Annotated in this window: 22 protein-coding genes; 14 read left to right on the forward strand and 8 right to left on the reverse strand. The window is 35.1% G+C overall.

Annotation, left to right across the window (positions count from 1 at the left end; all coding sequences use genetic code 11):
* Positions 1 to 775 precede the first annotated feature (775 nt).
* From E0W73_RS04745 to E0W73_RS04790, 10 genes are all read left to right on the forward strand, one after another.
* On the forward strand, positions 776 to 1,783 hold the full coding sequence (locus E0W73_RS04745) for a DHH family phosphoesterase (RefSeq protein ID WP_135220946.1): 1,008 nt from the start codon (positions 776 to 778) through the stop codon (positions 1,781 to 1,783).
* A 5-nt stretch (positions 1,784 to 1,788) separates the two neighbouring features.
* Complete coding sequence (gldI, locus tag E0W73_RS04750; RefSeq protein ID WP_135220947.1) at positions 1,789 to 2,478, forward strand: gliding motility-associated peptidyl-prolyl isomerase GldI; 690 nt, start codon at positions 1,789 to 1,791, stop codon at positions 2,476 to 2,478.
* A 15-nt stretch (positions 2,479 to 2,493) separates the two neighbouring features.
* Complete coding sequence (locus E0W73_RS04755; RefSeq protein WP_135220948.1) at positions 2,494 to 3,570, forward strand: peptidylprolyl isomerase; 1,077 nt, start codon at positions 2,494 to 2,496, stop codon at positions 3,568 to 3,570.
* Between the two features lie 36 nt (positions 3,571 to 3,606).
* Positions 3,607 to 4,704 carry a peptidylprolyl isomerase gene (locus E0W73_RS04760; RefSeq protein WP_135220949.1) on the forward strand — a complete coding sequence of 366 codons (1,098 nt, stop codon included), beginning with the start codon at positions 3,607 to 3,609 and terminating at the stop codon, positions 4,702 to 4,704.
* Between the two features lie 197 nt (positions 4,705 to 4,901).
* Entirely contained in the window at positions 4,902 to 5,804 is a 903-nt protein-coding gene (locus tag E0W73_RS04765) for an EamA family transporter (RefSeq protein ID WP_135220950.1), read from the forward strand.
* A gap of 79 nt (positions 5,805 to 5,883) precedes the next feature.
* Positions 5,884 to 6,240 carry a DoxX family protein gene (locus E0W73_RS04770; RefSeq protein WP_135220951.1) on the forward strand — a complete coding sequence of 119 codons (357 nt, stop codon included), beginning with the start codon at positions 5,884 to 5,886 and terminating at the stop codon, positions 6,238 to 6,240.
* A 25-nt stretch (positions 6,241 to 6,265) separates the two neighbouring features.
* Positions 6,266 to 6,973 carry an aquaporin Z gene (gene aqpZ / locus E0W73_RS04775; protein WP_135220952.1) on the forward strand — a complete coding sequence of 236 codons (708 nt, stop codon included), beginning with the start codon at positions 6,266 to 6,268 and terminating at the stop codon, positions 6,971 to 6,973.
* Between the two features lie 186 nt (positions 6,974 to 7,159).
* Complete coding sequence (locus tag E0W73_RS04780) at positions 7,160 to 7,996, forward strand: sterol desaturase family protein (protein WP_135220953.1); 837 nt, start codon at positions 7,160 to 7,162, stop codon at positions 7,994 to 7,996.
* 112 nt (positions 7,997 to 8,108) lie between these two features.
* The gene (locus E0W73_RS04785) at positions 8,109 to 8,387 is read left to right on the forward strand and encodes a DUF2805 domain-containing protein (RefSeq protein ID WP_135220954.1); all 279 of its coding nucleotides are present in this window, start codon (positions 8,109 to 8,111) and stop codon (positions 8,385 to 8,387) included.
* 111 nt (positions 8,388 to 8,498) lie between these two features.
* Complete coding sequence (locus E0W73_RS04790) at positions 8,499 to 10,355, forward strand: M61 family metallopeptidase (RefSeq protein ID WP_135220955.1); 1,857 nt, start codon at positions 8,499 to 8,501, stop codon at positions 10,353 to 10,355.
* 83 nt (positions 10,356 to 10,438) lie between these two features.
* Here E0W73_RS04790 and E0W73_RS04795 read toward each other — a convergent pair whose 3' ends face one another.
* Positions 10,439 to 10,882, reverse strand: coding sequence for a hypothetical protein (locus tag E0W73_RS04795; protein ID WP_135220956.1), 444 nt, complete (start codon positions 10,880 to 10,882; stop codon positions 10,439 to 10,441).
* A 146-nt stretch (positions 10,883 to 11,028) separates the two neighbouring features.
* On the reverse strand, positions 11,029 to 13,362 hold the full coding sequence (locus E0W73_RS04800) for a GH92 family glycosyl hydrolase (protein ID WP_135220957.1): 2,334 nt from the start codon (positions 13,360 to 13,362) through the stop codon (positions 11,029 to 11,031).
* 130 nt (positions 13,363 to 13,492) lie between these two features.
* Here E0W73_RS04800 and E0W73_RS04805 point away from each other — a divergent pair, with 130 nt between their 5' ends.
* Positions 13,493 to 14,116 carry a M949_RS01915 family surface polysaccharide biosynthesis protein gene (locus E0W73_RS04805; RefSeq protein WP_135220958.1) on the forward strand — a complete coding sequence of 208 codons (624 nt, stop codon included), beginning with the start codon at positions 13,493 to 13,495 and terminating at the stop codon, positions 14,114 to 14,116.
* Between the two features lie 177 nt (positions 14,117 to 14,293).
* Here the strand turns inward: E0W73_RS04805 and E0W73_RS04810 are convergent, their stop codons facing one another.
* From E0W73_RS04810 to E0W73_RS04820, 3 genes are all read right to left on the reverse strand, one after another.
* Positions 14,294 to 14,650, reverse strand: coding sequence for a hypothetical protein (locus tag E0W73_RS04810; protein WP_135220959.1), 357 nt, complete (start codon positions 14,648 to 14,650; stop codon positions 14,294 to 14,296).
* A 171-nt stretch (positions 14,651 to 14,821) separates the two neighbouring features.
* A complete protein-coding gene (locus tag E0W73_RS04815) occupies positions 14,822 to 16,000 on the reverse strand; it encodes an AIR synthase related protein (protein ID WP_135220960.1) in 1,179 nt (392 codons plus the stop codon).
* 216 nt (positions 16,001 to 16,216) lie between these two features.
* The gene (locus tag E0W73_RS04820; protein WP_135220961.1) at positions 16,217 to 18,406 is read right to left on the reverse strand and encodes a glutamine synthetase III family protein; all 2,190 of its coding nucleotides are present in this window, start codon (positions 18,404 to 18,406) and stop codon (positions 16,217 to 16,219) included.
* Between the two features lie 428 nt (positions 18,407 to 18,834).
* Between E0W73_RS04820 and E0W73_RS04825 the strand changes: the two genes are divergently transcribed.
* From E0W73_RS04825 to E0W73_RS04835, 3 genes are all read left to right on the forward strand, one after another.
* The gene (locus E0W73_RS04825; RefSeq protein WP_135220962.1) at positions 18,835 to 19,851 is read left to right on the forward strand and encodes a glutamine synthetase beta-grasp domain-containing protein; all 1,017 of its coding nucleotides are present in this window, start codon (positions 18,835 to 18,837) and stop codon (positions 19,849 to 19,851) included.
* Positions 19,852 to 20,081: 230 nt separating this feature from the next.
* Positions 20,082 to 21,050 (forward strand): TerC family protein, encoded by a 969-nt coding sequence (locus E0W73_RS04830; protein WP_135220963.1) that lies wholly within the window; start codon positions 20,082 to 20,084, stop codon positions 21,048 to 21,050.
* Between the two features lie 107 nt (positions 21,051 to 21,157).
* Positions 21,158 to 22,969 carry a T9SS type A sorting domain-containing protein gene (locus E0W73_RS04835; RefSeq protein WP_135220964.1) on the forward strand — a complete coding sequence of 604 codons (1,812 nt, stop codon included), beginning with the start codon at positions 21,158 to 21,160 and terminating at the stop codon, positions 22,967 to 22,969.
* 40 nt (positions 22,970 to 23,009) lie between these two features.
* On the opposite strand, the gene E0W73_RS04840 is transcribed toward E0W73_RS04835, so the two are convergent.
* From E0W73_RS04840 to E0W73_RS04850, 3 genes are all read right to left on the reverse strand, one after another.
* A complete protein-coding gene (locus E0W73_RS04840) occupies positions 23,010 to 23,528 on the reverse strand; it encodes a hypothetical protein (RefSeq protein WP_135220965.1) in 519 nt (172 codons plus the stop codon).
* A gap of 93 nt (positions 23,529 to 23,621) precedes the next feature.
* Entirely contained in the window at positions 23,622 to 24,488 is an 867-nt protein-coding gene (locus E0W73_RS04845) for an alpha/beta hydrolase (protein ID WP_135220966.1), read from the reverse strand.
* A gap of 261 nt (positions 24,489 to 24,749) precedes the next feature.
* Positions 24,750 to 25,622: an AraC family transcriptional regulator gene (locus tag E0W73_RS04850; RefSeq protein WP_135220967.1), complete on the reverse strand. Its 873-nt coding sequence runs from the start codon at positions 25,620 to 25,622 to the stop codon at positions 24,750 to 24,752.
* Positions 25,623 to 25,662: the final 40 nt, after the last annotated feature.

Below are 25,662 nucleotides of genomic sequence, written 5' to 3' on the forward strand. Positions count from 1 at the left end.
AACTAGTGAAACGCCTTTTTTAAGTTTAGTTAAACTATGTTTCTATGTGTTGAAAATAATTTCACCCAACGAGTTAATATAAAACAACTCATTCTAGGAAATACAGATAAAAAAATCCGTTTAAATCAGCGTTTTCGCGAAAGCGAATCCGTTTCATCAGCGTACTAACTTCATACAGAAAATCAAATTTCGAAACAAAATCACTCAGACTATTACAAAAACTCAACTGATCACTAAAATTTCCAACGGATTAAAATCCGTTGCTACAAAATGCCTCGTTCCTATGGAACTTTAATTGAAACCCAAAAAAACATCTAGAGATTGAAATTCATTAACATAAACCCGTTGGGTGTAATTAAAAAGTAGAAGCATTTTAACACATAGAGGCATAGTTTTTCGTGGCGAAAAAGAAAATGGAAGAAACAACTTTCCACACATAGCTAACTATGTGCATTCAAAACTAGTGAAACGCCTTTTTTTAAGTTTAGTTAAACTATGTTTCTATGTGTTGAAAATAATTTCACCCAACGAGTTAATATAAAACAACTCATTCTAGGAAATACAGATAAAAAAATCCGTTTAAATCAGCGTTTTCGCGAAAGCAAATCCGTTTCATCAGCGTACTAAATTCATACAGAAAATCAAATTTCAAAACAAAATCACTCAGACAATTGCAAAACCCAACTGAACACTAAAAAAACTGACCTCTGACCTCTGCAACCGAATACTAAAAATATTTTCAGCATTACATTAAAAAAATGTAAATTCGCACACTATGAAAATACAAGACATTCAAGCGATTCAATTATTACTCGCATCCCCAAAGAAAATAGCCATCATTCCGCACAGAGGACCAGATGGAGATGCGATGGGTTCAACATTAGCTTTATATCACTTTTTAATAAAAAATAATCATCAGGCAACTGTCATCGCCCCAAATGATTTTCCTAACTTTTTGGCTTGGCTTCCAGGATCAGAAACCGTTAAAATATTTGAAAAAGACACACAAAACTGTACCACAATTTTAGAAGAAGCTGAATTAATTTTCACGCTCGATTTTAATGCTTTTCACCGTACAGGCGATCTAATGGAACAGGCACTGAAAAAGCTTACAGTTCCCTTTATAATGATAGATCATCATCAAAAACCTGATGACTATGCCATTTATACTTACTCGGATACCTCTTATGGATCAACCTGTGAAATGGTCTACAACTTCATCAATTTCTTAAACAAAAAAGAAGATATTGACAAAACCATCGGCACATGCATCTACACTGGAATTTTGACAGATTCGGGTTCTTTCCGTTTTCCTGGAACTACAGGAAATACACATAGAATTATAGGAGAACTGATAGATTTAGGAGTAGAAAATACTGAAATTCCAGTATTATTATTCGACAACAGCTCATTCAGCAGATTACAGCTTTTAGGCCGTGCTTTACAAAACATGAAAATTTTTGAAGAGCATAAAACCTCGTACATGACGCTTACCCAGGAAGAACTGGATTCGTTTAATTATGAAAAAGGAGATACAGAAGGAATCGTTAATTACGGCTTAAGCATAAAAGGAATTGTTTTTACAGCTATTTTTATTGAAAATAAAGATGAAAACATCATTAAGATTTCTTTCCGTTCGCAAGGCGGTTTTGATGTAAACCAATTTGCTAGAGATCATTTTAACGGCGGCGGACACAGCAATGCCGCAGGCGGAAGATCCGAAAACTCTATGGAAGAAACGGTGAAAAAATTTGAAGATTTAGTAACTAAACTAAAAATCTAACCCCAATGAAAAACTATTTGAAATTTAGTATTTCTGTATTTGCTGCGGCAGTTTTGGTAGTAAGCTGCAAGCATCCTGAGGAAGCTCGAAGGCCTAAAAATGTTTCTTCAGGCAGTTTTATGAAAAAGTCTATCGACAGAAACAAAAAGCTCGTGGCAAATGAAGAAGATGTTATTAAAAAAATCATCAAAAGCAATCCGAAAATAAAATACTACGCAACTCCAAAAGGGTATTGGTTTTATTATGATGAAAGAAACAATAACGAGACCGCAACACCAAGAAAAGGAGATATCGCTTATTTTAATCTCGAAATAAAAGATATCAGCGGAAAAATCATTTATTCGGAATCCGATTTGGGTCCACAAACCTACTATATCGATAAAGAAGATATCATGATGGGACTGCGTGACGGTATAAAAAGAATGCGCAAAAATGAGGTTGTAACCTTTTTGTTCCCGTCTCATATGGCTTACGGGTATCATGGTGATAATAAAAAAATTGGTCCAAACCAGTCATTAATCTGTACGGTTACACTACGAAATTTTGTTCCCGACACAAATTCTCAGAACAGCGAACCGGCAACTAATGCTCCAGCTACAAATACTGCTCCGACGGTTCAGGACCCAAAACCGACAACGCCAAAACCAGCTGCAAAACCGGCAACAACAGCGAAAAAAGACACATTAACTCCATAAAAAAAGCATTTTAAAATGAAAAAGATTATTTTATTATTACTAATTGCCATTAGCTCTTTTTATTCTTGCAAAAACGACCATAGTAATTTACCTGATGGATTATATGCCGACATTGAGACTAATAAAGGTCATATCATCGTAGAACTTGACTATAAAAAAGCGCCCATTACAGTTGCCAATTTTGTGACTCTTGCAGAAGGTAAAAATGAATTTGTAACACACGAAAACCTTAAAAAGAAACCTTTTTTTGATGGCCTGAAATTCCATAGAGTAATCGCTGATTTTATGATTCAGAGTGGTGATCCCCTCGGAACTGGTTCTGGAGACACTGGCTATAAATTTAAAGATGAATTTTCAGATTTAAAATTTGATAAAGCTGGAGTTCTTGCAATGGCAAACAACGGCCCAGGAACAAACAGCAGTCAGTTTTTTATCACCCATGTAGAAACTCCTTGGTTAGAGGGAAAACATACTATTTTCGGTCATGTAGTAGATCAAAAAACACAGGATGTTGTAAATAGTGTTATTCAGGGAGATACTATTATTGCAGTAACTATTATCAGAAATGGTGAGGCAGCTAAAAAATTTGATGCCGTAAAAGTTTTTCACGATTATTTTGCAGACATTGCCAAAGAACAAGGCAAATACGCTTCTGTTAAAAAAGAAAAGGTAGCTTATTACGCTGCTCAAAGAACTAAAGCAACTAAAACAACAAGTGGTTTAGAATATGTAATTACTGAAAAAGGAAGCGGTAAAAAACCTGCAATCGGAACTCAGATATACATTCACTATGCAGGTTTTCTAGAAGACGGAACGTTATTTGATGCCAGTGTTCAGGATGTAGCTAAAGCATTTGGGAAATACGATCCTCAAAGAGCTGAAGCTAACGGATATCAACCAATTCCGTTTAAAGCTGGTAAAAAAGACGGCATGATTCCTGGTTTTATTGAAGGAATCGAACAGCTTTCATTTGGTGATAAGGCAATCTTGTTTATCCCATCGCATTTAGCTTATGGAGAAACTGGAGCTGGAGGCGTAATTCCGCCAAATGCGAATATCATTTTTGAGGTGCAGCTTTTAGAAAAACCTTAATTTTAAACATTTATTAAAGACTTAAATTTGAAAGAAATGAAATTTAAATTTCTATTTTTATTCTGCTTGGCGTTTGTAAATATTCAGGCGCAGGTTAAAAAACCAGCTCCCGTAAAACCTAAGCCAGCTGCTGCTAAAACAGCTGTGAAAACAGATTCAAATGAAGGCATTTTCGCCACTATTTCTACTACCAAAGGAGATATCGTTCTTTCATTAGAATATGTAAAAGCGCCTATAACTGTAGCTAATTTTATTTCTTTAGCCGAAGGAAAAAACCCTTATGTTACAGTAGAAAGACTAAAAGGAAAGCCATTTTATGATGGATTGAAGTTTCACCGTGTGATCAATGATTTTATGATTCAAGGTGGTGATCCTGAAGGAAACGGAACTGGTGGTCCGGGTTACTCTTTTAAGGATGAATTTGCTGATGATCTGCGTTTTGAAAAAGGCGGTGTTTTGGCTATGGCAAACTCAGGACCAGGAACAAACGGAAGCCAGTTTTTTATCACCCATAAAGATACTCCTTGGCTAAATGGAAAGCATACTATTTTTGGTCATGTAGTTTCTGGGATGGACAATGTAAATAAAATTGTTCAGGACGATGTTATGACTAAAATCACCATTACTCGTAAAGGTGCGGCCGCTAAAAAGTTTGATGCTTTAAAAGTTTTGAGCGATGATAAAAAAGTAATCACTGATAAAGCGGCTTATTTCGCAGCTGCGAAAGCAAAAGCGACAACAACGCCATCAGGATTAAAATATCTGGTAACGCAAAAGGGAACTGGCGCAAAAGGTGCTGAGGGATCTACAATTTACTTTCATTACGCTGGATATTTTGAAGACGGAAATTTATTTGATACCAGTATCACAAGCGTTGCGAAAATCTACGGACAATATAATGCTGCAAGAGATTCTCAAAAAGGATATCAAGCATTTCCTTTTACTGTAGGAAAAAAAGACGGTATGATTCCAGGTTTTATAGAAGCATTAGGAATGATGACTGACGGAGAAAAAGCAATTTTCTTCTTGCCTTCAAACTTAGCTTACGGAGAAAGAGGTGCCGGCGGCGTGATTCCGCCAAATGCATCTTTAATTTTCGAAATTGAAACTTATCAAACGCAACCAACAAAGTAATAGTTTTGCAAAAAATAACAGAACCACCAAAGCAATTTGGTGGTTTTTTATTTTATCATAATTTGTCAAATCTTTAAAAAACAGATTTAAAATGCCTTTCAAATATTCATAATACGATCTTTGCGTCGATTTCACATTAAATCCCAAATAAAATAGCGTATCTTTGCCGGCTTGAATTTTTTAAAAACAAACAAATTATGACGTCTCAAAACAATGTATTAAAAGGGGTTTTTCTGGTTGCCATCGGAGCTGCGACTTACGGCATGTTGGCTACTTTTGTAAAAATTGCTTATTCTGAAGGTTTTACAACTGCAGAAGTGACAACCTCTCAATTTGTTTATGGACTAATTGGAATTTTGCTGATTAATACATTTCAGAAAATAAAAAATAAAAATACGAGTGCAAAAGCAACTCCAAAAAATATTTTCAGCCTAATGCTAGCCGGAACTTCTCTCGGAATGACTAGTTTGTTTTATTATCTGGCGGTAAAATATATCCCCGTTTCTATTGGTATTGTCTTATTGATGCAAACTGTTTGGATGGGTGTTATTCTAGAAATGATCCTGGAAAAAAAACTACCCTCAAAACAAAAAGTTGTTGCCGTATTTATAGTTCTTTTCGGAACGGTGCTCGCAACCAATATTCTTAACAATGAAATCAGATTAGATTGGCGCGGTATTGTATGGGGCTTTTTGGCCGCGGCGTCTTTTACAACAACGATGTTTACAGCCAATCGTGTGGCAACAGGCATTTCTTCCGCTCAAAGAAGTTTATACATGCTTTCTGGCGGCGCTGTTATTGTTTTCTCGTTTGCATTCTGTACGCAAACTGCTCCATTCAATCTGGATATTTTTATGAAATGGGGAATAGTTCTAGCGTTGTTTGGAACCATAATTCCGCCAATGCTCATGAATGCCGGTTTCCCGCTTACTGGTATCGGTTTAGGAAGCATTGTTTCTGCTCTTGAACTTCCGGTATCGGTAATGATGGCTTATATCCTACTTAATGAAAAAGTAATTCTATCACAATGGATTGGAATTATTCTGATCATTTTGGCAATTATAATCATGAATTTAAATTTCAGAAGAAAACAGCACTAATACTTTTCAGCAAAAAAATAAAAACTGTAGCAGAAGAATGGTTAATTTTTTATAATTTCGTGATAAACAATTACATATCATGAACCTGTCTTGGCATCTGTATTTAATGGCGTTACTTTATTTACTGGCTGGGATCAATCATTTTAGAAAACCAGGAATGTACATCAAAATCATTCCGCCTGTATTTAAAAACCCTAAACTACTAAACTACCTAAGCGGAGCAGCCGAAATAATATTAAGCCTTTTGCTTGTCTTTCCTTTTACAAGCCCTTATGCCGCATGGGGAATTATACTGCTTTTAGTTGCGGTATTCCCTGCCAACTTATACATGTTTCAAAATAAAAAAGCAGGTTTTGGTTTACCTAAATGGATTTTATTTGTACGTTTGCCCTTACAAATAGTATTGATGTATTGGGCATATCTCTATACATTCTAACATTAACCATTAAATAAATTTTATTATGAAAAAATTGTTTGCAGAGTTCTTCGGAACTTACTGGCTTGTTTTTGGAGGCTGCGGAAGCGCTGTTTTTGCCGCCGCATATCCAGAATTAGGTATTGGTTTTGCTGGCGTAGCCTTAGCTTTTGGTTTAACCGTTCTGACGATGGCTTACGCAGTCGGTCATATTTCTGGCGGACATTTTAATCCGGCCGTATCATTTGGTTTATGGGCTGGTGGCAGATTTCCAGCAAAAGACCTCATTCCGTACATTATCGCACAATGTATTGGCGCAATTGCTGCAGCGGGAACTTTATATACAATCGCTTCTGGAAAAGCCGGCTTCGTTATAGATAATACAAAAGCAGGAGCATTTGCATCAAATGGTTTTGGAGCTTTTTCTCCAGATGGTTACAGCTTGCAAGCCGCTTTTATAGCCGAATTTGTACTGACTTTATTTTTCTTATTAATTATACTCGGTGCGACAGATAAATTTGCCAATACAAGTTTCTGCGGTATTGTAATTGGACTTGGGCTTACCTTAATTCATTTAATCAGTATTCCTATAACCAATACCTCTGTAAATCCGGCAAGATCTTTATCTCAGGCTGTTTTTACTGGTGGAGAGCCATTATCACAAGTCTGGCTTTTTTGGGCAGCGCCAATTCTGGGTGCGCTTGCGGCGGGATTTCTGTATAAGACCTTACTACAAAATCATGCAGAGGCCTAAAAAATAGTCCTCAAAAAATAATTGTCTATTCTAAAAACTAAAAAAAGAGAAAAGTCGCTATTACTTTTCTCTTTTTTTAGCGCTAAGAAGAATTCTAACAAATAATACCACTCATTACAATTTTAACAAAAATAATTATGTCATTTTATTGAATTATCTAAATTTGACCCAAAAGACAGTATTATTATGAATGAGATTGTAAATTATTTCAGCACTATTCCGTCTTCTCACAGAAGCCTTATTCTGGTTGGCGGCATCACATTTTTTTGGTTAGTCGAAAATACTTTTCCGCTTTTTCAGATGAAATATAAAAAGTGGCATCATGCAGGCATAAATTTCTTTTTTACATTTACTACTATTGTGGTGAATTTTATTTTGGCTTTCATCTTACTTTTAGCCGCAGACTGGACAACAAAAAATAATTTTGGCATTCTGCAATGGCTTCCAGAAATGCCTCTTTGGCTTTATGCGCTAATCGGTTTATTGCTGTTAGATTTAATAGGAGCTTATTTAGTGCATTTAATCGAACATAAAGTGAAGTTTTTATGGCGTTTTCATTTGATCCACCATACTGACACTTGGATTGATACAACAACCGCCAACCGTCACCATCCCGGTGAAAGTGTAATGCGTTTTATATTTACGGTTCTAGGAGTGCTGATTGTTGGCAGCCCGATGTGGATGGTTTTCCTGTACCAATCTTTATCGGTCGTTTTTTCGCAGTTCAATCATGCAAATATTTCTCTTCCCAAAAAATTAGACGCCTATCTAAGCTATTTTATAGTTTCTCCCAATATGCATAAAGTGCATCACCATTATGTATTGCCGTATACCGACAGTAATTACGGTAATATATTTTCTATTTGGGATCGAATTTTCGGGACTTTTACTTATCTCCCAAAAGAAGAGCTTGTATATGGAGTAGACACCCATATGCGAGCAGAAGAAAACAATCAATTGAAGAATTTGTTAAAAATTCCGTTTCAAAAATCAAAATCTCCAAAAAACAAACAAAATCAATAAAAAAAAGCTTCTTTACCGAAACAACTTATTATTTTTTTTTTTAATATTGATACAGAAATTGAAAATCAATCTATTAATCATTAACCCCCTATTTTGAATTAATTTTCACGAGATGAAAAAGAGTAACCGTAAAGAATTGACTTGGGAGCAAACTGAAAGACTTGTTTCGCTGGCTCTAGAAGAAAAAAATCCATTTGAAATTATAAAAAAAGAATTTGGATTGGCAGAAAAAGAAGTTCTGGAAATTATGAAGAAGAAAATGCCTCTTGAAAAATTTGAGATGTGGAAAAAGAAGGCAATTGCAAATAAACCGAAACCGAAACCGATAAAAATAGATGATTTTGACGAAGATTTGGATGGAAAGTATTATATAAAAAATAAATTCGACTAAAATTTAAAGCTCTTGTTTTCAGGAGCTTTTTTTTATTTTTTAATTTAATGTAATTTTTTAGTAACTTTTCGATACATTTTGTGACAAATACAATTAACTAAACATATACAAATGAAGAAAATACTTTACACCCTAGCTCTGGCGGTAACCTTTTGGAGCTGTAAAACAGGTAGCACTGGATCCGCTAAAAGCAATACGGTAGAAGTGAACATTAATTTAACTGACGTAAAAGACGATAAAGTTTTAGTAACTGTTACTCCTCCAGCCATTAAAACAGACGAAATTGTTTACAGCATTCCTAAAACGGTTCCTGGAACTTATTCTACAGACAATTACGGTAAATATTCAGAAGATTTCAAGGCTTTTGATGCCAAAGGAAACGCTCTTACAGTAAAGAGAATTAATGACAACTCTTGGTCTATCTCAAATGCAAAGACTTTGAGCAAAATAACCTATTTGGTAAACGATACTTTTGATACTGAAAAAGGTACAGGATTCGGAAATGACGATGTATTTTCTCCTGCCGGAACAAACATCAATGCTGGTGTAAACTTTATGGTTAATACTCACGGATTTGTAGGCTATTTTCAGGATAAGTTAGATGTTCCTTATAAAGTTACAATTACGCATCCAGAAACGCTTTGGGGCGCAACTTCTATGACAGATGAAGATGACAGTAAAACTTCGGATGTTTTTAAGACTTCACGTTATGCCGTTTTAGTCGAAAATCCGATCATGTATTCTAAACCGGATTACACTACTTTTAACGTAAACGGAATGGATATTCTGATTGCTGTTTATTCTCCGACTGGAAAGTTTACTGCAGAAAGCATTACTCCAGAGATGAAAACCATGATGACCGCTCAGAAAAACTTTTTAGGAAAAGTAAATTCTACTAAAAAATATACGGTTCTATTGTATCTTTCAAGTATGGCAAAAGACGATGCGCACGGATTTGGAGCACTTGAGCACCCTACCGCTACAACAGTTGTCTTGCCTGAATCGATGCCAAAAGAAAAATTGGTTGAATCGATGAAAGATGTGGTTTCGCACGAATTCTTCCATATCGTGACTCCATTAACGATTCATTCTAAAGAAATTCAGTTTTTTGACTATAACGACCCAAAAATGTCTGAGCACTTATGGATGTACGAAGGTGTAACAGAATACTTTGCCAATCTTTTCCAAATCAATCAAGGCTTGATTGACGAAGCTGAATTCTACACTCGTATTGCAGACAAAATCCAACAGTCTAAAAGTTTAGATGATACAATGTCGTTTACCAAAATGAGTGCGAATGTCTTGGAGCAACCGTATAAAGACCAATATCTGAATGTTTATCAGAAAGGTGCTTTAATCGGAATGTGCATTGACATCATCATAAGAGAAAAAAGCAACGGCGAAAGAGGAATTCTTGATTTGATGCATAAATTATCTAACGAATATGGTGTAGAAAAACCATTTAACGACAACGAGCTTTTTGCAAAAATCACTTCATTGACTTATCCTGAAGTTGGTGAATTCTTAACAAAATATGTTGCAGGAACAACTCCGATACCTTACGATTTTTATCTGGCAAAAGTGGGTGTTGCTAAAGCGAAAGAGAAAAAACCAGGCAATCCGTTTTTGAAAGGTCAAACTCCTTACATCAAAGTGGATAAAGCGACAAAAGAAATCGCTGTTCGTCCTGACATCGAAATAAATGATTTCTTTAAAAACTTAAATCTTAAAGGCAACGACATCATTCTAGCTGTAAACAACAAATCTTACAATCTGGACAACATCTATGATTTGATTACAGAAAGTGAAAACTGGAAAGAAAACGACCCAATCTCTTTAAAAGTTAAGCGTAATGGGAAAGAAGAAACTATTAAAGGAACTGTAAAATTGCCATACGAAGAAGCCGAAACTTTTAAAGCAGTTGATGCTTCTAGAGATAAGCTTAAAAATGCATGGTTAAAGGGATAATTTCTTTTAAAAGCATAAAAAGACCGACAAGTGATTGTCGGTTTTTTTTATGAGTTCTAAGAACTAAACAAAGTTTTAGATATCTATTTCTTCACCGGAAATTTCCAGTCAAATTCGTCTTTGCTGTTGATTATGGCACCTATTTCAAATTTCACAACCTCATTAAATTCGGTTTGAAGAATAAACCAGTTGTCTTCGTTAAAGTAATTTTCAAAAGTGTCAAAAGTTTCTTGGGTGTATTTTGTAATTCCTTTACCAGCAAAATCCTTTTTTACATCAGCAATATTTCTTCCGATTAATTTAAATCCGAAAACTTCTAAATCGGCACTTGATGCTACTATATAACCCAATTTGAAATCTTCTTCTTGATAAAATGTCAATCGTGCTTTTAGTGCATTGTACACAAAAATCACGTTCTCATCTTCGTCTTTATAGTTTTTATCAGGTTTTCCTAAAGCCGCTGTTACATCATGCTGCTTCATTCCGAAAAGCAGTTTATCAATTCCTGATTTTAAATTTATCTTCATATTTACTTGTCTTTATTTGAAGGGCAAATTTCGTAAAGTTTTTTCTTGTTCTGCCACGAATTGCACAAATTTTCTCGAATTAAATTATATCCTTAGACAAAAAGACCTAACAGGTTTTTAAAACCTCTTAGGTCTAAAATCGACCCTTAACTTTTAAAATTCTTCTTGTTCGGTTTACTGCTCATATAAAACGTAATTTTTCCGCCATTCACAACATCTTCATGCTTTAAGAAAGGTCTCGAAAGCTCTTTTCCGTTTAAAAGCACTTTTGAAACAAATACATTTTTATCAGATTGATTAACGGTTGTGACTTCAAAGATTTTTCCGTTTTCCAAATTTAAAATGGCGTTTTTCATTAACGGACTTCCTAAAGCGTATTCGTTTGAACCTGGCGCAACTGGATAAAATCCTAAACTGCTGAAAATATACCAAGCGCTCATTTGTCCGAAATCATCATTTCCACCTAAGCCATCAGCTCCATTTCTGTACATTTTTTTTAAGATCATTCTAATTTTATCTTGTGCTTTCCATGGAGAATCTGTCCAATTGTACAAATAAACTACGTGATGCGAAGGCTCGTTTCCGTGAACGTAATTTCCAATGATTCCATCTCTGGTAATGTCTTCCGTATTTTCAAAATATTTGTCCGGAAGATGCATAGTAAACAGCGAATCTAAACGGACTTTAAACTGATCGTTTCCTCCCATCATTTTAACCATTTCTGATGGATCGTGAGGCACATACAAACTGTAATTCCATGAATTTCCTTCAATAAAACCTTGCCCATGCGTATCTAAAGGATCAAATTCTTTCTTAAAAGTTCCATCAGCTAATTTTGGACGCATAAATCCCGTTTTGGCATCGTAAACGTTTTTATAATTCTCCGATCTTTTAATAAATTCATTATATACATCCGTCTTCCCAAGTTTCTTTGCCGCTTGCGCAATTGCCCAGTCATCATAAGCATATTCTAAAGTTTTAGAAACCGAAGAACCATTTTTGTCTTCTGGCACATAACCCTGTTTTAGGTAGTATTCGAGTCCATCGTAATAAGGCACTTTTGCAGTATTGACACAGGCTTGAAGCGCTTTTGCAGCATCAAAATTTACATTGCCTTTTACAATTGCATCTGCCACAACCGAAACCGAATGATACCCGATCATGCACCAGTTTTCATTGGCATAGTGCGACCAAATAGGCAGCATTTTATGAACACTTTGATCAGAATGTGCCAACATCGAACTTACCATGTCGCTATTTCGTTTTGGCTGCACAATATTAAAGAGCGGATGCAAAGCCCGATACGTATCCCAAAGCGAATAACTAGTGTAATTGGTAAAGTTTTCTGCTTTATGCACATTCATATCCAAACCTTTATAATTTCGGTCTAAATCCATGTATTCTGTGGGACCTAGAAACGCATGGTACATTGCGGTGTAAAAGTTTACATAATCTTCTTTCTGAATAGCTTCAATCTGAATTTTATTCAACTCACGATTCCAAATTTCCTGACTTTGTTTTTTTACTTTTTCAAAATCCCAGTCAGGAGTTTCCTTTTTCATATTTTCCAATGCTCCTGCCGAACTTACTGGAGATAAAGCCATTTTGATTTTGATTTTTTCGCCTTCGTTAGTATCAAAATCAAAAAACAATTTTAAGTTTTGTCCTGCCATTTCTGGAAAATTTTTGGTCTGATCAAATTTTCGCCAAAAACCTCCATAAACACTTTTTTCCTGTGCCTGCTGACCATAACTTTTTATTGGTTTGTTAAAAGACATGGCAAAATAAACCGTTCTGGTTCTCGCCCACCCATTGGTCTGACGGTAACCTGTAATTAAAGTATCGTTTTCTACACGTACAAAAGTCCAGACATTTTTTTTGTCGTAATTATAGATTCCGGCAGTTAAATCCAGAATAATATGTGCTTCATTAGATTTTGGGAAAGTGTATTGATGCATTCCGACGCGCGTGGTAGCTGTAAACTCTGCCTTAATCTGGTGATCTTCTAATAGCACGCTGTAATAGGCTGGTTCGGCTTTTTCTGTTTTATGCGAAAATACAGAACGATAACCTGATTCTGGTTTAGAAGCAGTTCCCGGATTTAGCTGAAGTTTGCCTACTGTCGGCATGATTAGGAAATCTCCAAGATCCGAATGTCCGGTACCACTGAAATGCGTATGGCTGAAACCAACAATCGTTTTGTCTTCATACTGATAACCGGCGCAGTATTTATAAACTTCTCCGTTGTATTTGCCATTCAGACTGTAAGCAATCGTATCGGTTTCGGGACTCAGCTGCACGCTTCCAAATGGAACTGTAGCGCCAGGATAAGTATGTCCCATTCTTGCCGTACCAATCATAGGGTCTACGTACTGAATCAAATTTCGTTTTTCATTTATTTTTTGCTGTCCATTTATAGTTAAACCAAGCATAAAAAGTGATATTCCGAAAAGAAAATTGCTGCGATTTATTGTAATCATCTTAAAGTTTTTCTTATTTTTTGTTTTAATTTAGAAAAGTACAATAAAAACTGTTTTTAAAAAACATTATTTTTAATGCAACTCGAAAGCTTTTAAATATCTTTGAATTTATTACTAGCCAAAAACCACTATGAAAAAGTATCTTCTACTTCTGTTTTCCTTTTATTCAATCTTCATTTTCTCTCAAAAAAATGAAAGCCGTAAACTTAGCAAACAAGAAATTAAAGATAGAGATCTGGAAAACATTTCGGATTTTCCTATTTACAAAGCGATTGAATTTCAAGATAAAAGCGGCGTGTATGACTTGATTTTTGCCGAAAATCAAAAAATAATTTCTAAAAAAGACACTTTAAATACGAAAATCCAAGCAATATGCGTGATGAATGATCATGGTGGTTTCTTGGAAAAATGGAGAATTAATGATTTACTGGAAGATTATGTTCCGAAAGAAACCACAATTTGGTTTTGGACAAAATATTGCAGCACCAAAGATCTTGATGGCGATGGCTATACTGATCCCGTTATTGTATATGGAAGCAAAACAGAATATGGAGAAATAAGACGTCTTAAAATTATAACGGTTTATAAAAACAAAAAATATGCAATCCGCGCTGTAGAATGTGACTTAGACGATTGCAGAAGTTTTAAAAAGGATCAAAATTGGAATACGCTGCCTCAGAAAATAAAAACGTATGTTGATCAGCTAGTAACAAAACTTAGAAAAGAACAGAATTTGCTTTTGAAAAATGGATAGATAAGTGAAATTCCAAAAACTTAGAAATTCCAAAACTTAGAAACTCCAAAACTTAGAAATTACTTCGTCTGTTCGCTATCGCTCGAGTCCAAATTCCAAAAACTTGAAACTTGAAACTTGAAACCTGAAACTTTAAACCTGAAACTTTAAACCTGAAACTTGAAACCCTAAACAAAACTACTCACTCATTTCATCGTAACGTTCTGGAACTTGAGGGTCGTAAAGCGGGCATTTGAATTCTTCCATGATGTCTACTAATTTGTTCATGGTTTTTCCTTCCGTTCCGTAGCAGTCTATTTTGACGCTTTGAGGTGTTGTGATTACTTGAAAAGCACCTCGGCCTTTTGGATTTTTCCAGCTGTTTTCATCTACTCTTTCCCATTCAGAAAAAACGGAATTTATTCGATTTACGATTACATCTATTTGAAGAACAGCCAGACCTTCTACTTCTTCTTTTTCAATAAGAGCTTCATAAACTTCCTGATTATTCAGGTACATTTCGTCTAGATATTTCCAAAAAAGTAATTCGTACATAGTAATATTTTAAAACCATATAAGAGATATAAGAAAATATAAGTGCTTTAAAATCAATTTCATCCTGAACGAAATTGAAGGCGGTCAAATCAAAAAGGGCTTCGACTTCGCTCAGCCTGACAATAAAACCTACTTAAAATGAACTTATATCGCTTATATGGTTAATTTATTTTAATAATTGAATGTTCCGTATTCGCTTGTAATTGTCAGCTTTTTAGAATCTGAAGCTTCTACTCTACCTACAATCTGCGCGTCTACATTGAATGATTTTGAAATCTCAATAATATCCTGAGCAATATTTTCAGGAACGTAAAGCTCCATTCTGTGGCCGCAGTTGAAAACTTGGTACATTTCTTTCCAGTCGGTTTTAGATTGCTCCTGAATCAATTTAAACAATGGAGGAACTGGAAATAAATTGTCTTTTATAACGTGCAAGTCTTTTACGAAATGTAAAATCTTAGTTTGCGCACCACCGCTGCAATGCACCATTCCGTGGATATCTTCCGGCGTATATTTATCTAAAATTTTCTTGATAATCGGTGCATAAGTTCTTGTTGGAGAAAGCACTAATTGTCCAGCATTTATCGGACTGTTTTCGACTTCATCCGTAAGATTAACTTGTCCAGAATAGATTAATTCTTCTGGAACAGCAGCATCATAACTTTCTGGGTATTTTTTTGCCAAATATTTCCCGAAAACGTCGTGGCGTGCAGAAGTAAGTCCGTTACTTCCCATTCCACCGTTATAGCTTTTCTCGTAAGTTGCTTGTCCGAAAGAAGCTAAACCTACAATTACGTCTCCTGCTTTAATATTTGCGTTGTCTACAACATCCGATCGTTTCATACGAGCTGTTACTGTTGAATCAACAATAATAGTACGAACTACATCTCCAACATCTGCAGTTTCTCCTCCTGTTGAATGAATCGTAACACCAAACGATTTTAATTCGTTGATCAACTCTTCTGTTCCGTTGATGATTGCTGAGATAACCTCGGCCGGAATTAAGTTTTTATTTCTTCCGATTGTTGATGAAAGCAAGATATTATCAGTTGCTCCAACACATAATAAATCATCAATATTCATGATTAAGGCATCTTGAGCGATTCCTTTCCAAACCGAAAGATCTCCAGTTTCTTTCCAGTACATATAAGCCAAAGATGATTTTGTACCCGCTCCGTCGGCATGCATGATCAAGCAGTGTTCGTTGTCCTGAGTTAGATAATCAGGAACAATTTTACAGAAAGCCTGCGGAAATAAACCTTTGTCGATGTTTTTTATAGCGTTGTGTACGTCTTCTTTTGATGCCGAAACACCTCTTTGTGCATATCTTTTGCTAGAATCTGAACTCATGAAAATTAGTTTGTGTTGATGTGGTGCAAAGATAATCCCTTTTTTCAATTCTTTGAATGATTCGTATGCTTGATTCAAAAAAAGTTTGCTACGAACTGCACTAATTTTCACAAATTTTTATTCTTTCTATAAAATCATCTAAATCAGATTATCAAAAAAAATAAATTCGTGCGAATTCGTGTAATTCGTGGCAAAAAAATATCTAGCAAAAAACTTTTACTTCGTAAATAACAATTCTCTGTACTTTGTTAATGTCCAGCTTTCGTCATCAACCAAAAGCTCCAGCTTATCACAATGATTACGTATTTCATCAAAATAAGGCTTCACATTATTGCAATACGCTTCGGCCATTTTTTGAGCATCTGTCAGCTGATTGGCTTTCTTTCTTTCGTTTGTCATCGCCAATACTTTAGAATTGATTCCTTCAATATGACCCGAAATTTCCTTAATTAGAACAATCTGCTCTCTTGCAATCGTTTCAAACTCTTTTCCGAAGATTTCTTTTAATCCTTTTACATTTTCGATTAATGTATTTTGGTAGCGAATCGCAGTCGGAATTACGTGGTTTCTAGAAATATCCCCTAAAACTCTTCCTTCAATCTGGATTTTCTTAGTGTATTCTTCCAATTCGATTTCGTAGCGTGCTTCGGCCTCAACATGATTAAAGATTCCTAATTGCTCAAACAATTCTAAAGCTTGTTTAGAAACTTTGGCTTTAATCGCTTCAGGCGTTGTTTTAAAGTTGCTCAAACCTCTTTTAGCAGCTTCTTTTTCCCAAGCTTCGCTGTAACCGTCTCCTTCAAAAAGGATTTTTTTAGATTGTTTGATGTATTCTCTTAAGACATTAAAAATTGCATCATCCTTTTTCATGTCTTTCGACTCGATCAAGTTTTCTACTTCGTTTTTAAAGTCGATTAATTGTTTGGCAACAATGGCATTCAAAGTTGTCATTGCATTAGAACAGTTTGAGTTTGACCCAACAGCTCTAAATTCCCATTTATTTCCTGTGAAAGCAAAAGGCGAAGTTCTGTTACGGTCAGTATTATCTAATAGTACGTCTGGAATTTTTCCAACTACGTTTAGTTTAAGATCTGTTTTTTCTTCTGGAGATAATTTTCCAGTGGTTACACCTTCTAACTCAGACAAAACTTTGGTTAACTGCGCTCCAATAAATACCGACATAATCGCTGGTGGCGCCTCATTTGCTCCTAATCTGTGATCGTTACTTGCAGTTGCGATAGACGCTCTTAACAAAGCTTCGTTATCGTTAACTGCCTTAATTGTATTAATAAAGAAAGTTAAAAACTGCAAATTGCTCATTGGTGTTTTGCTCGGACTCAACAAGTTAACCCCTGTATCTGTAGCCAATGACCAGTTATTGTGTTTTCCAGAGCCGTTTACTCCTTTAAATGGTTTTTCGTGGAATAAAACTTTAAAATCATGACGTTCTGCCACTCTCTGCATTACATCCATCAGTAAAGAGTTGTGGTCAACGGCTAAGTTTGTTTCCTCAAAAATCGGCGCCAATTCAAACTGATTTGGTGCAACCTCGTTATGACGTGTTTTTACCGGAATTCCCAACAACATACATTCTTGTTCCAAATCTCTCATATATGTGAGAGCACGAGTCGGGATAGATCCAAAATAGTGATCGTCTAACTGCTGTCCTTTTGCAGAAGTATGTCCTAATAATGTTCTTCCCGTCATCATTAAGTCAGGACGAGAATTTGCTAAAGCTTTGTCAATCAAGAAATATTCTTGCTCCCATCCTAAAGTTGCTGTAACCTTTTTTACGTTTTTATCAAAATAGCGGCAAACTTCTGTAGCTGCTTCATCGATTGCAGATAAGGCTCTTAATAAAGGTATTTTGTTGTCTAAAGCTTCTCCTGTGTAAGCAATAAAAACTGTCGGAATACATAAAGTTGTACCGTATATAAAGGCTGGCGAAGTCGGATCCCAGGCTGTATAACCTCTAGCTTCAAAAGTATTACGGATTCCTCCGTTCGGGAAACTTGAAGCATCTGGTTCTTGTTGCACTAATTGAGCGCCACCAAATTTTTCTACAGATTCACTTCCGTCATATGAAGTTTCAAAAAAAGCATCGTGCTTTTCGGCAGTCGTTCCTGTCAAAGGTTGAAACCAGTGTGTATAATGTGTAACACCTTTTGCAAGCGCCCATTCTTTCATCCCCATGGCAATATAGTCTGCCAATTTTCTGTCTATCTTAGTTCCGTGCTGAATCGCATCTCTTACTCCTTTAAAAGCATCAGAAGTCAAGTATTGCTTCATCGCTTTTTCATTAAACACATTTGAACCGAAAAGATTTGATTTTCGGCCAATTTCTTCAAAATGCACTGGCTTTCTGTTAGAAGCTTCTTGTAGAGCTTGGAAACGTAATGTTGACATGTCAATAAATTTAAAAATTCGTAATAATTTTCATTAAAAATGGATCGGCAAATATATACAATAAATCTCCCTATTCTAAACTTAATTTGTAGAATTTTGCACAAGAATAATTCAAGATATAAAGCCTTTTTTAAAGAATAATGAATCTGTTGTAAAGAAATATAACAAAAAACCTCAATATTCTTCATTAAATAAACATTTTTTCATAATTTCTTAACTCTAAAATTCAAAAATCACCTATAATTATTACGAATTTTAATTTTTACCCCATAAAAAATTGCTTAATTTAAAATATACCCCTGCCAAAATTGCGCTTATCTAAAAAATAATACTTCGCAAAACAAAATAGCCCCCTAATTTTTAGGACTAAAAAAATAAATCTATATTTGACCCAACGAAAAAAAACAAAAAAATTAATTTATATTATTATGGCTAAAATTAAGTTAGAGTACATTTGGTTAGACGGATATGAACCAACTCAAAATCTTAGAAGTAAAACTAAAGTTGAAGAACATGAAAACTTCAAAGGAACATTAGAGGAGCTTGGAAACTGGTCATTTGATGGATCGTCTACAAGACAAGCTGAAGGTGGATCTTCTGACTGTTTATTAGTTCCAGTTGCAATCTATCCAGATCCAACTCGTATCAACGGATGGTTAGTAATGTGCGAAGTTATGTATGCTGATGGAACACCACACCCTTCTAACGGTAGAGCTACAATTGATGATGATAATGATGATTTTTGGTTTGGATTCGAACAAGAGTATTTCATCATGGATACCAAAACTCAACTTCCACTTGGTTTCCCAGTTGGAGGATACCCTGCTCCACAAGGGATGTACTACTGCTCAGTAGGTGGAAAAAACACTCACGGTAGAAAATTAGTTGAAGAGCATGCTGATTTATGTATCGCTGCCGGAATCAACTTTGAAGGAATCAACCAAGAGGTTGCTTGCGGACAATGGGAGTTCCAATTATTCGCTAAAGGAGCTAAAAAAGCAGGAGACGAAATCTGGGTTGCTCGTTACTTATTAGACCGTTTGACTGAGAAATATGGTTACTATATTGAATACCACCCAAAACCTCTAGGAGATACAGACTGGAACGGTTCTGGAATGCACGCTAACTTCTCTAACTCTGTTCTTAGAACATGTGGTTCTCAAGAAACTTACGAGAAAATCTGTGAGGCTTTCCGTCCTGTTACAAAAGAGCACATCGCGGTTTACGGAGCTTACAACGATCAGCGTTTAACTGGTAAACACGAAACTGCTTCTATCAACGATTTCTCTTATGGAGTTTCAGACAGAGGATGTTCTATCAGAATTCCTTTGATGACTGTTCAAAAAGGATGGAAAGGTTGGTTAGAAGACAGAAGACCAGCTTCAAACGGAGACCCTTACAAAATTGCAGCAAGAATTATCAAAACTGTTAATTCAGCATTATAATTCTCTTTATAGCTTATCTAAATGCCATCGTAATCGATGGCATTTTTTTTGCCTTTTTTTCAGTGACTTAAAAAAAAAACATGGTTTTTAGAAAGTACCTACTCCCTTTCCGAGATAATATTTTAAGTTTTTGAGTTAAATCAAGGACTTATAAATTCTTAAATTTGAGAGGCGTTTATAAAAAAAATTATAAACAACAACCTCATTATTCATTATTAAATCAAAGAATTATGGTAGTCTGGTCTCTATTTTTACTTGCTGTAGTTTTTATTCTTGCTTTAGACTTAGGCGTATTCAACAAAACACCACATATTATCAGCACCAAAGAAGCCAGCAAATGGACATTGGTTTGGGTAACTTTATCCTTTTTGTTTTCAGGAGTCATTTATTGGCTTTACACCACCAATTATATTGCAAACCCTGATAAACTAGAGCCCGCTGCGGCATCAATGAAATTTATCACAGGTTATTTAATTGAATTATCACTCAGTGTCGACAATATTTTTGTCATTGCCATTATTTTCTCTTCCTTCAAAATACCGCAAAAATATCAGCATAGGGTTTTGTTTTGGGGAATTTTAGGCGCCATCGTTTTCCGCGGCTTAATGATTTTCTTCGGCGTGATGCTGATTAACAGATTTACTTGGACAACTTACATTTTTGGAATTTTCCTGATTTTTACTGCTATCAAAATGTTATTCTCCGGCGAAGATGAAAATTTCCACCCTAAAGATTCCTTTATATACAAAACATTAGGAAGGGTTATGCCGCTTACCTCTGAAATGGAGGGCGAAAAATTTTTTATTGCGACTAATACTGCTAAAAAAGCCGCTACACCTTTATTTGTAGCCTTAATTGTAATTGAAGTTATGGATGTCTTATTTGCCGTAGACAGTGTGCCGGCAATTCTAGCCATTACTTCTGACCCGTTTTTGGTATTCAGTTCTAATATTTTTGCGATTTTAGGGTTACGCTCCATGTACTTTTTCTTGGCCAATATGCTGGCAAAATTCAGTTATCTGGAATATAGCTTGGTAGCAATTCTTGCTTTCGTCGGACTAAAGATGTTGCTTCACGATTACATAGAAGTTCCCGAATGGGCTTCTTTAGGATTTATAGCACTCTCGCTTTTACTAGGGGTTTTGGTTTCGCTGCAATTTGGAGAAGAAAAGGTTTTGACGGATTCTAGTGAAGAGTAGCATCAAAACACAAAATAGTATTTTTCTTGTAATTTAAATTATAAAACGATGTAATTTACACTAAAAACAACTACTTTAGGCTTTTAATTTTAGTTTAAATTACAATCATGAAAAAAAATTACTTAATCCTAGCATTAATATTGATGCTCAACAATTTTTTATTTTCTCAAACAGTTACACTAACCCCTACTGGCGTAAATGGCGCAAATGTAAGTTCTGGCCCAATCAATTTAGGTTCTGTACCAACTTCAACTATTACCTTAGGCGTTAAAGTTCAAATTCCCAGCAATGTAGCTGTCGGAGATCAGGGAACACTTAAAATTTACTATTCGATTCTCGGCACCTCAAATGCAAACATAGCAGCTGGAGGCGATGGAGGAAGTCTTTATTTTGGAGGAGGAAAAACTGCAAACGCAAGCTTTACAATAAATTTACATTGGAATGACTTTTTTATTTCTGGAGGATTTATCTTCGCTGAATACAAAACACCTAGCGGTGTTGTTTACCGAAGCTCTAATTTAGCAGTTATCAAAAACTCAACAATGACATCAGGAACAACTTTAAACCCTCCTGCTGACGCTCCAAATCCTAGAAACATAACAAATACCTTATGTTGTAATCAAACCATTAGACTAGGCGAAAAACCACAACCAATTACCGGAACTCAATACCTAAATCCTTATAATGGATTACCATATGGAATTAATGCCAAATGGGAAAGTGATACACAAACTTCAGGAATAGACTTTATTAATCAAGTCCTAACACTAGATTACATGAATTCTCTTGGAAGCTTTACCTATACAAGAAGCCTTGGTTATGTTTATGGTAACGAATATCCTAACAAAAGCAATACAGTAACAGTAACAGTTGTTCCCTCTCCAATAGTCAAAAATGAAATATCATTAGATGCATCTTTAAATGAGAATGATTTTTTCGAAATCACTGATACTAATCCCAAAAAAATAATTGGAACAAGCCAGCCTGCAGAAGTAAATTTAAATATTTTACAGAATCCTTTTCACACACCTCAAAGAGGTGATAATTTTGCCCGAATAGAAAAATTCGAATGGGAATATACCAAAACAAATGTTGCTTTAGGATTAAAAAACTGGACAATAATCAGTGGCGAAAATAATGCTTCGCTTGAATTCTTTACGCCATCAGATGTATCTACTACAGAAGACAATTATTACATGGTAAGAAGAATTGCTATTTATCAAAATATTAAAAAAGTTAGCAACACTTTAAAAATAGTATATAGAACAATACGCAATAACAATACAATTTGCTGTGACCAGACTCTAATGATAAATTCAGGAACAATTGAATCTCCTGAGCTTATTAACGGTTCACAAGCTACACCAGAAGTAGATCAATTTTTAAAATATCAATGGCAAAGTCAATCGATTGACAATAATGATGGTGGTAAAATGAGTAATTGGACAAACATCCCTGGAGCAACATCAAAAGATTATCTCCCACCTTCTCTCACAGTTGTTTCTGTTAGTGACCGTCGTAATCCAGGCAAAGTAACATGGACAACTCCAATCACATATAATTATAGAAGAGTGACTGAGCCGCAAAAGTCTAATGGCAAATATTCTTACAGCAACGAAATAAATTTATCATCCTCAACAAATCAAAGTACGGAGCCAAGCCTAATTGCCTACCCAAATCCAGCCACTTCAGTTATTAATATTGAAAATAAGAAGGGAGACATTTTTTTTAATATAAGCTCTAAATCAGTAACCATCTTTGACGTAAATGGCATGGTAGTAAACTCAAATAACTATTCTATTATCAGTCCTACCAAAATCAGCATGGATGTATCCAGCCTACCATTAGGAACATATTTTGTAAATTTTGATACTGGAGACCGTAGAAGCACAAAAGTAACATTTATAAAAAGTAATTAAATAAAAAACAAAAAAGGAAATCTTTCGATTTCCTTTTTTGTTATTTTAAAACTTTCACTTTACTATCATCGATTCCATATCTTTTAATAACAGCATTGTAATCTGAAAAATCTTCTTTATTTATTGATTTAGCAGAACCATTAGGAGAACCAGGAACAATAACAATTCTAAAAGTTTGATTATCTAAATATTGTGGAGTTAACTCCAAATCATAATTTCCTCTGGCGTAAATTATAACATGTTCATTACTAAAATCAAAATCATAATCAAGCTCCCCTTGAGGCAAATAAATAGTTCGCGGAATTTGTTGCCATATCGGAGCGCCAGTACCATTTATTGATCCAATTCTTCTGTAAATTAAAATCACATCCTCATTAAAAAGCAAAGGATTTAAATCTGTATAAATATTAAATCCATCTTGAGCATTATAGCCAAAATCAACATTATTAAGCTGAAAAACTTCACTAATTGTATTTGTATCTACAACATTATCATCATCCGAACAACTTGAAAATGCAAATAACCCAACAACAGCAAATAAGGTAAGTATCTTTTTCATAATTATATCTTTTTTAAGGTTTATATATATAAAGGTATTCCAAAAATCAAACCAAAAAAAGCAATTCTGATTAATTTTACATTAGAAAGCACTTTATTTTTTTGCAACCTGTTGATTTTTAAGAAATATTTTATTGAAAAATAATACATGATACGGTAAAGAATTCTCCCAATACTCCCAAGTATGCGCTCCAGGACGCTCCGTATAGTCGTGATCTACTTTTGAATATACCAGCCTTCTGTGCAATTCTCTGTTAGGCTCTATCAAGAAATCGTCTACGCCGCAATCAATTATTAAAGGAAGTTTGTTGGCTTTGATTTTATCGACCATTCTTAAAACGGCGTGTTGCTCATACATCTCTGTACTGCTGCTTTTGTCTCCAAAAACAGGTTGCATTAATTTCACAACCTGAGCAGAAGAATCTCTGTTTAGCATCGTACTCATATCTACGGCACCGCTCATGCTTCCGGCCGCGCAAAACAAATCGGGATGTTTCGCAGAAAGATATAACGCTCCGTGGCCTCCCATCGAAAGTCCAGTAATGACTCTTCCGTTTTTATTGGCAATAGTTTTATATGTTTTATCTACTTTCTGAATTACTTCTTGAGTGATAAAAGTCTCAAACTGACTTTCCGTATTCACCGGACTGTCCAAATAGAAACTAAATGTTTCTCCTTCTGGCATTACGATAATAATATTGTATTGATCCGATAAATTGTGAACCAGTTTTTTGTTTGGAGTATTTTTCAGCCAGTCGCCAAAATGTCCGTAAGCACCATGAAGCAGATACATTACCGGAAAAGCGGTTTTACTTTTTGAATAGGAATTTGGTAAAACTACCGCCGATTTGTAAGTCTTACTCATGGCTGTACTAGCAATCTGTAACGTATCTACCTTTGCGGCATAAGTGGATGACATGCAAAGCAAAAATACAACAAGGAGCATTTTGATTTTTCTCATTTTATTCTTTTTTTCTGATTAGGGTTTGTAAATATACCTTTTTTCAGATTAGAATATATGAAAAATCCGACTGGTTTTTGATGCCACGAATTACACTAATTTCCACTAATTAACTTGAGTTACTCTAAAAGCAAAACAAATAACAACAACTCCTTAAATGAAATAAAAAATCCGATCAGTCGTGGATTGATCGGATTATCTTTTTTATTAATTACAAATTTAATTCGTGCTAATTCGTGTAATTCGTGGCTAAACAGAAAACTAGCTGATTATTATCTTATGCTCGTGACGATATTGAGAAGCACTTTTACCCGTATATTGTTTAAACGATTTACTAAAGTGACTGAAATTATTAAAACCGCTTTCGTAGCAAACTTCGTTTATACTTAAAGGCTGTTCTGCCAAAAGTTTAGATGCGTGCACCAAACGGTATTCGTTTACAAATTCTGTAAAAGTTTTGTTTGATATCTTTTTAAAATAACGACAAAACGAAGGCGTGGTCATACTTACAAGACTCGAAACCTCGTCGATAGAAATCGATTCTTGAAAATGATCTTTTACATAATTAAAGACCACATTGATACGGTCATTATCTTGTGTTTTCATTTCAAGCGAGAATCCGTCGGCGTTTAGGACCGTGTATTCTTCAGAAGAATCCAATTCATCTAAGACAGACAAAAGCGTCATCAAACGCTCAAACGGGAGTTGGTTTTCCATCATTTCGATTTTCTTTCCAATTCGCTTTTTGGTTTCTCCGCCAAACGCAATGCCGCCCTTGGACTGATTTAGAATATTCTGAACTTTTTTCATTTCGGGAGCGGCAAAAAAATCGCTTCCCAAAAACTCAGGTTTTATATGAATAACTGTTTCGTTTGTGTTACCCGTCTGTTCATTCGTAAAGCCGCAATGCGGCAAATTGGCTCCAATAAGCAACAAACTTCCATTTGTGTAATAGGAAACATGGCTTCCTATCTGTCTTTTGCCCGCTCCACCGTTTATATAAACCAACTCAATCTCAGGATGATAATGCCATAAATGAGCTTTGCTATTGGTCTTTTCGGCGTGTTTCGTGTAGGTAAAAGAACTTCCGTAGGAGTTAGTTATCACTTCAAGAGCTGGGGCAATTGTCTTCATGATAAAATTCTTTAAAAAATAATAGCAAAATTAACAAAAA

Origin of the sequence: Flavobacterium foetidum, from assembly GCF_004634245.1 — a bacterium.
GTDB lineage: Bacteria > Bacteroidota > Bacteroidia > Flavobacteriales > Flavobacteriaceae > Flavobacterium > Flavobacterium foetidum.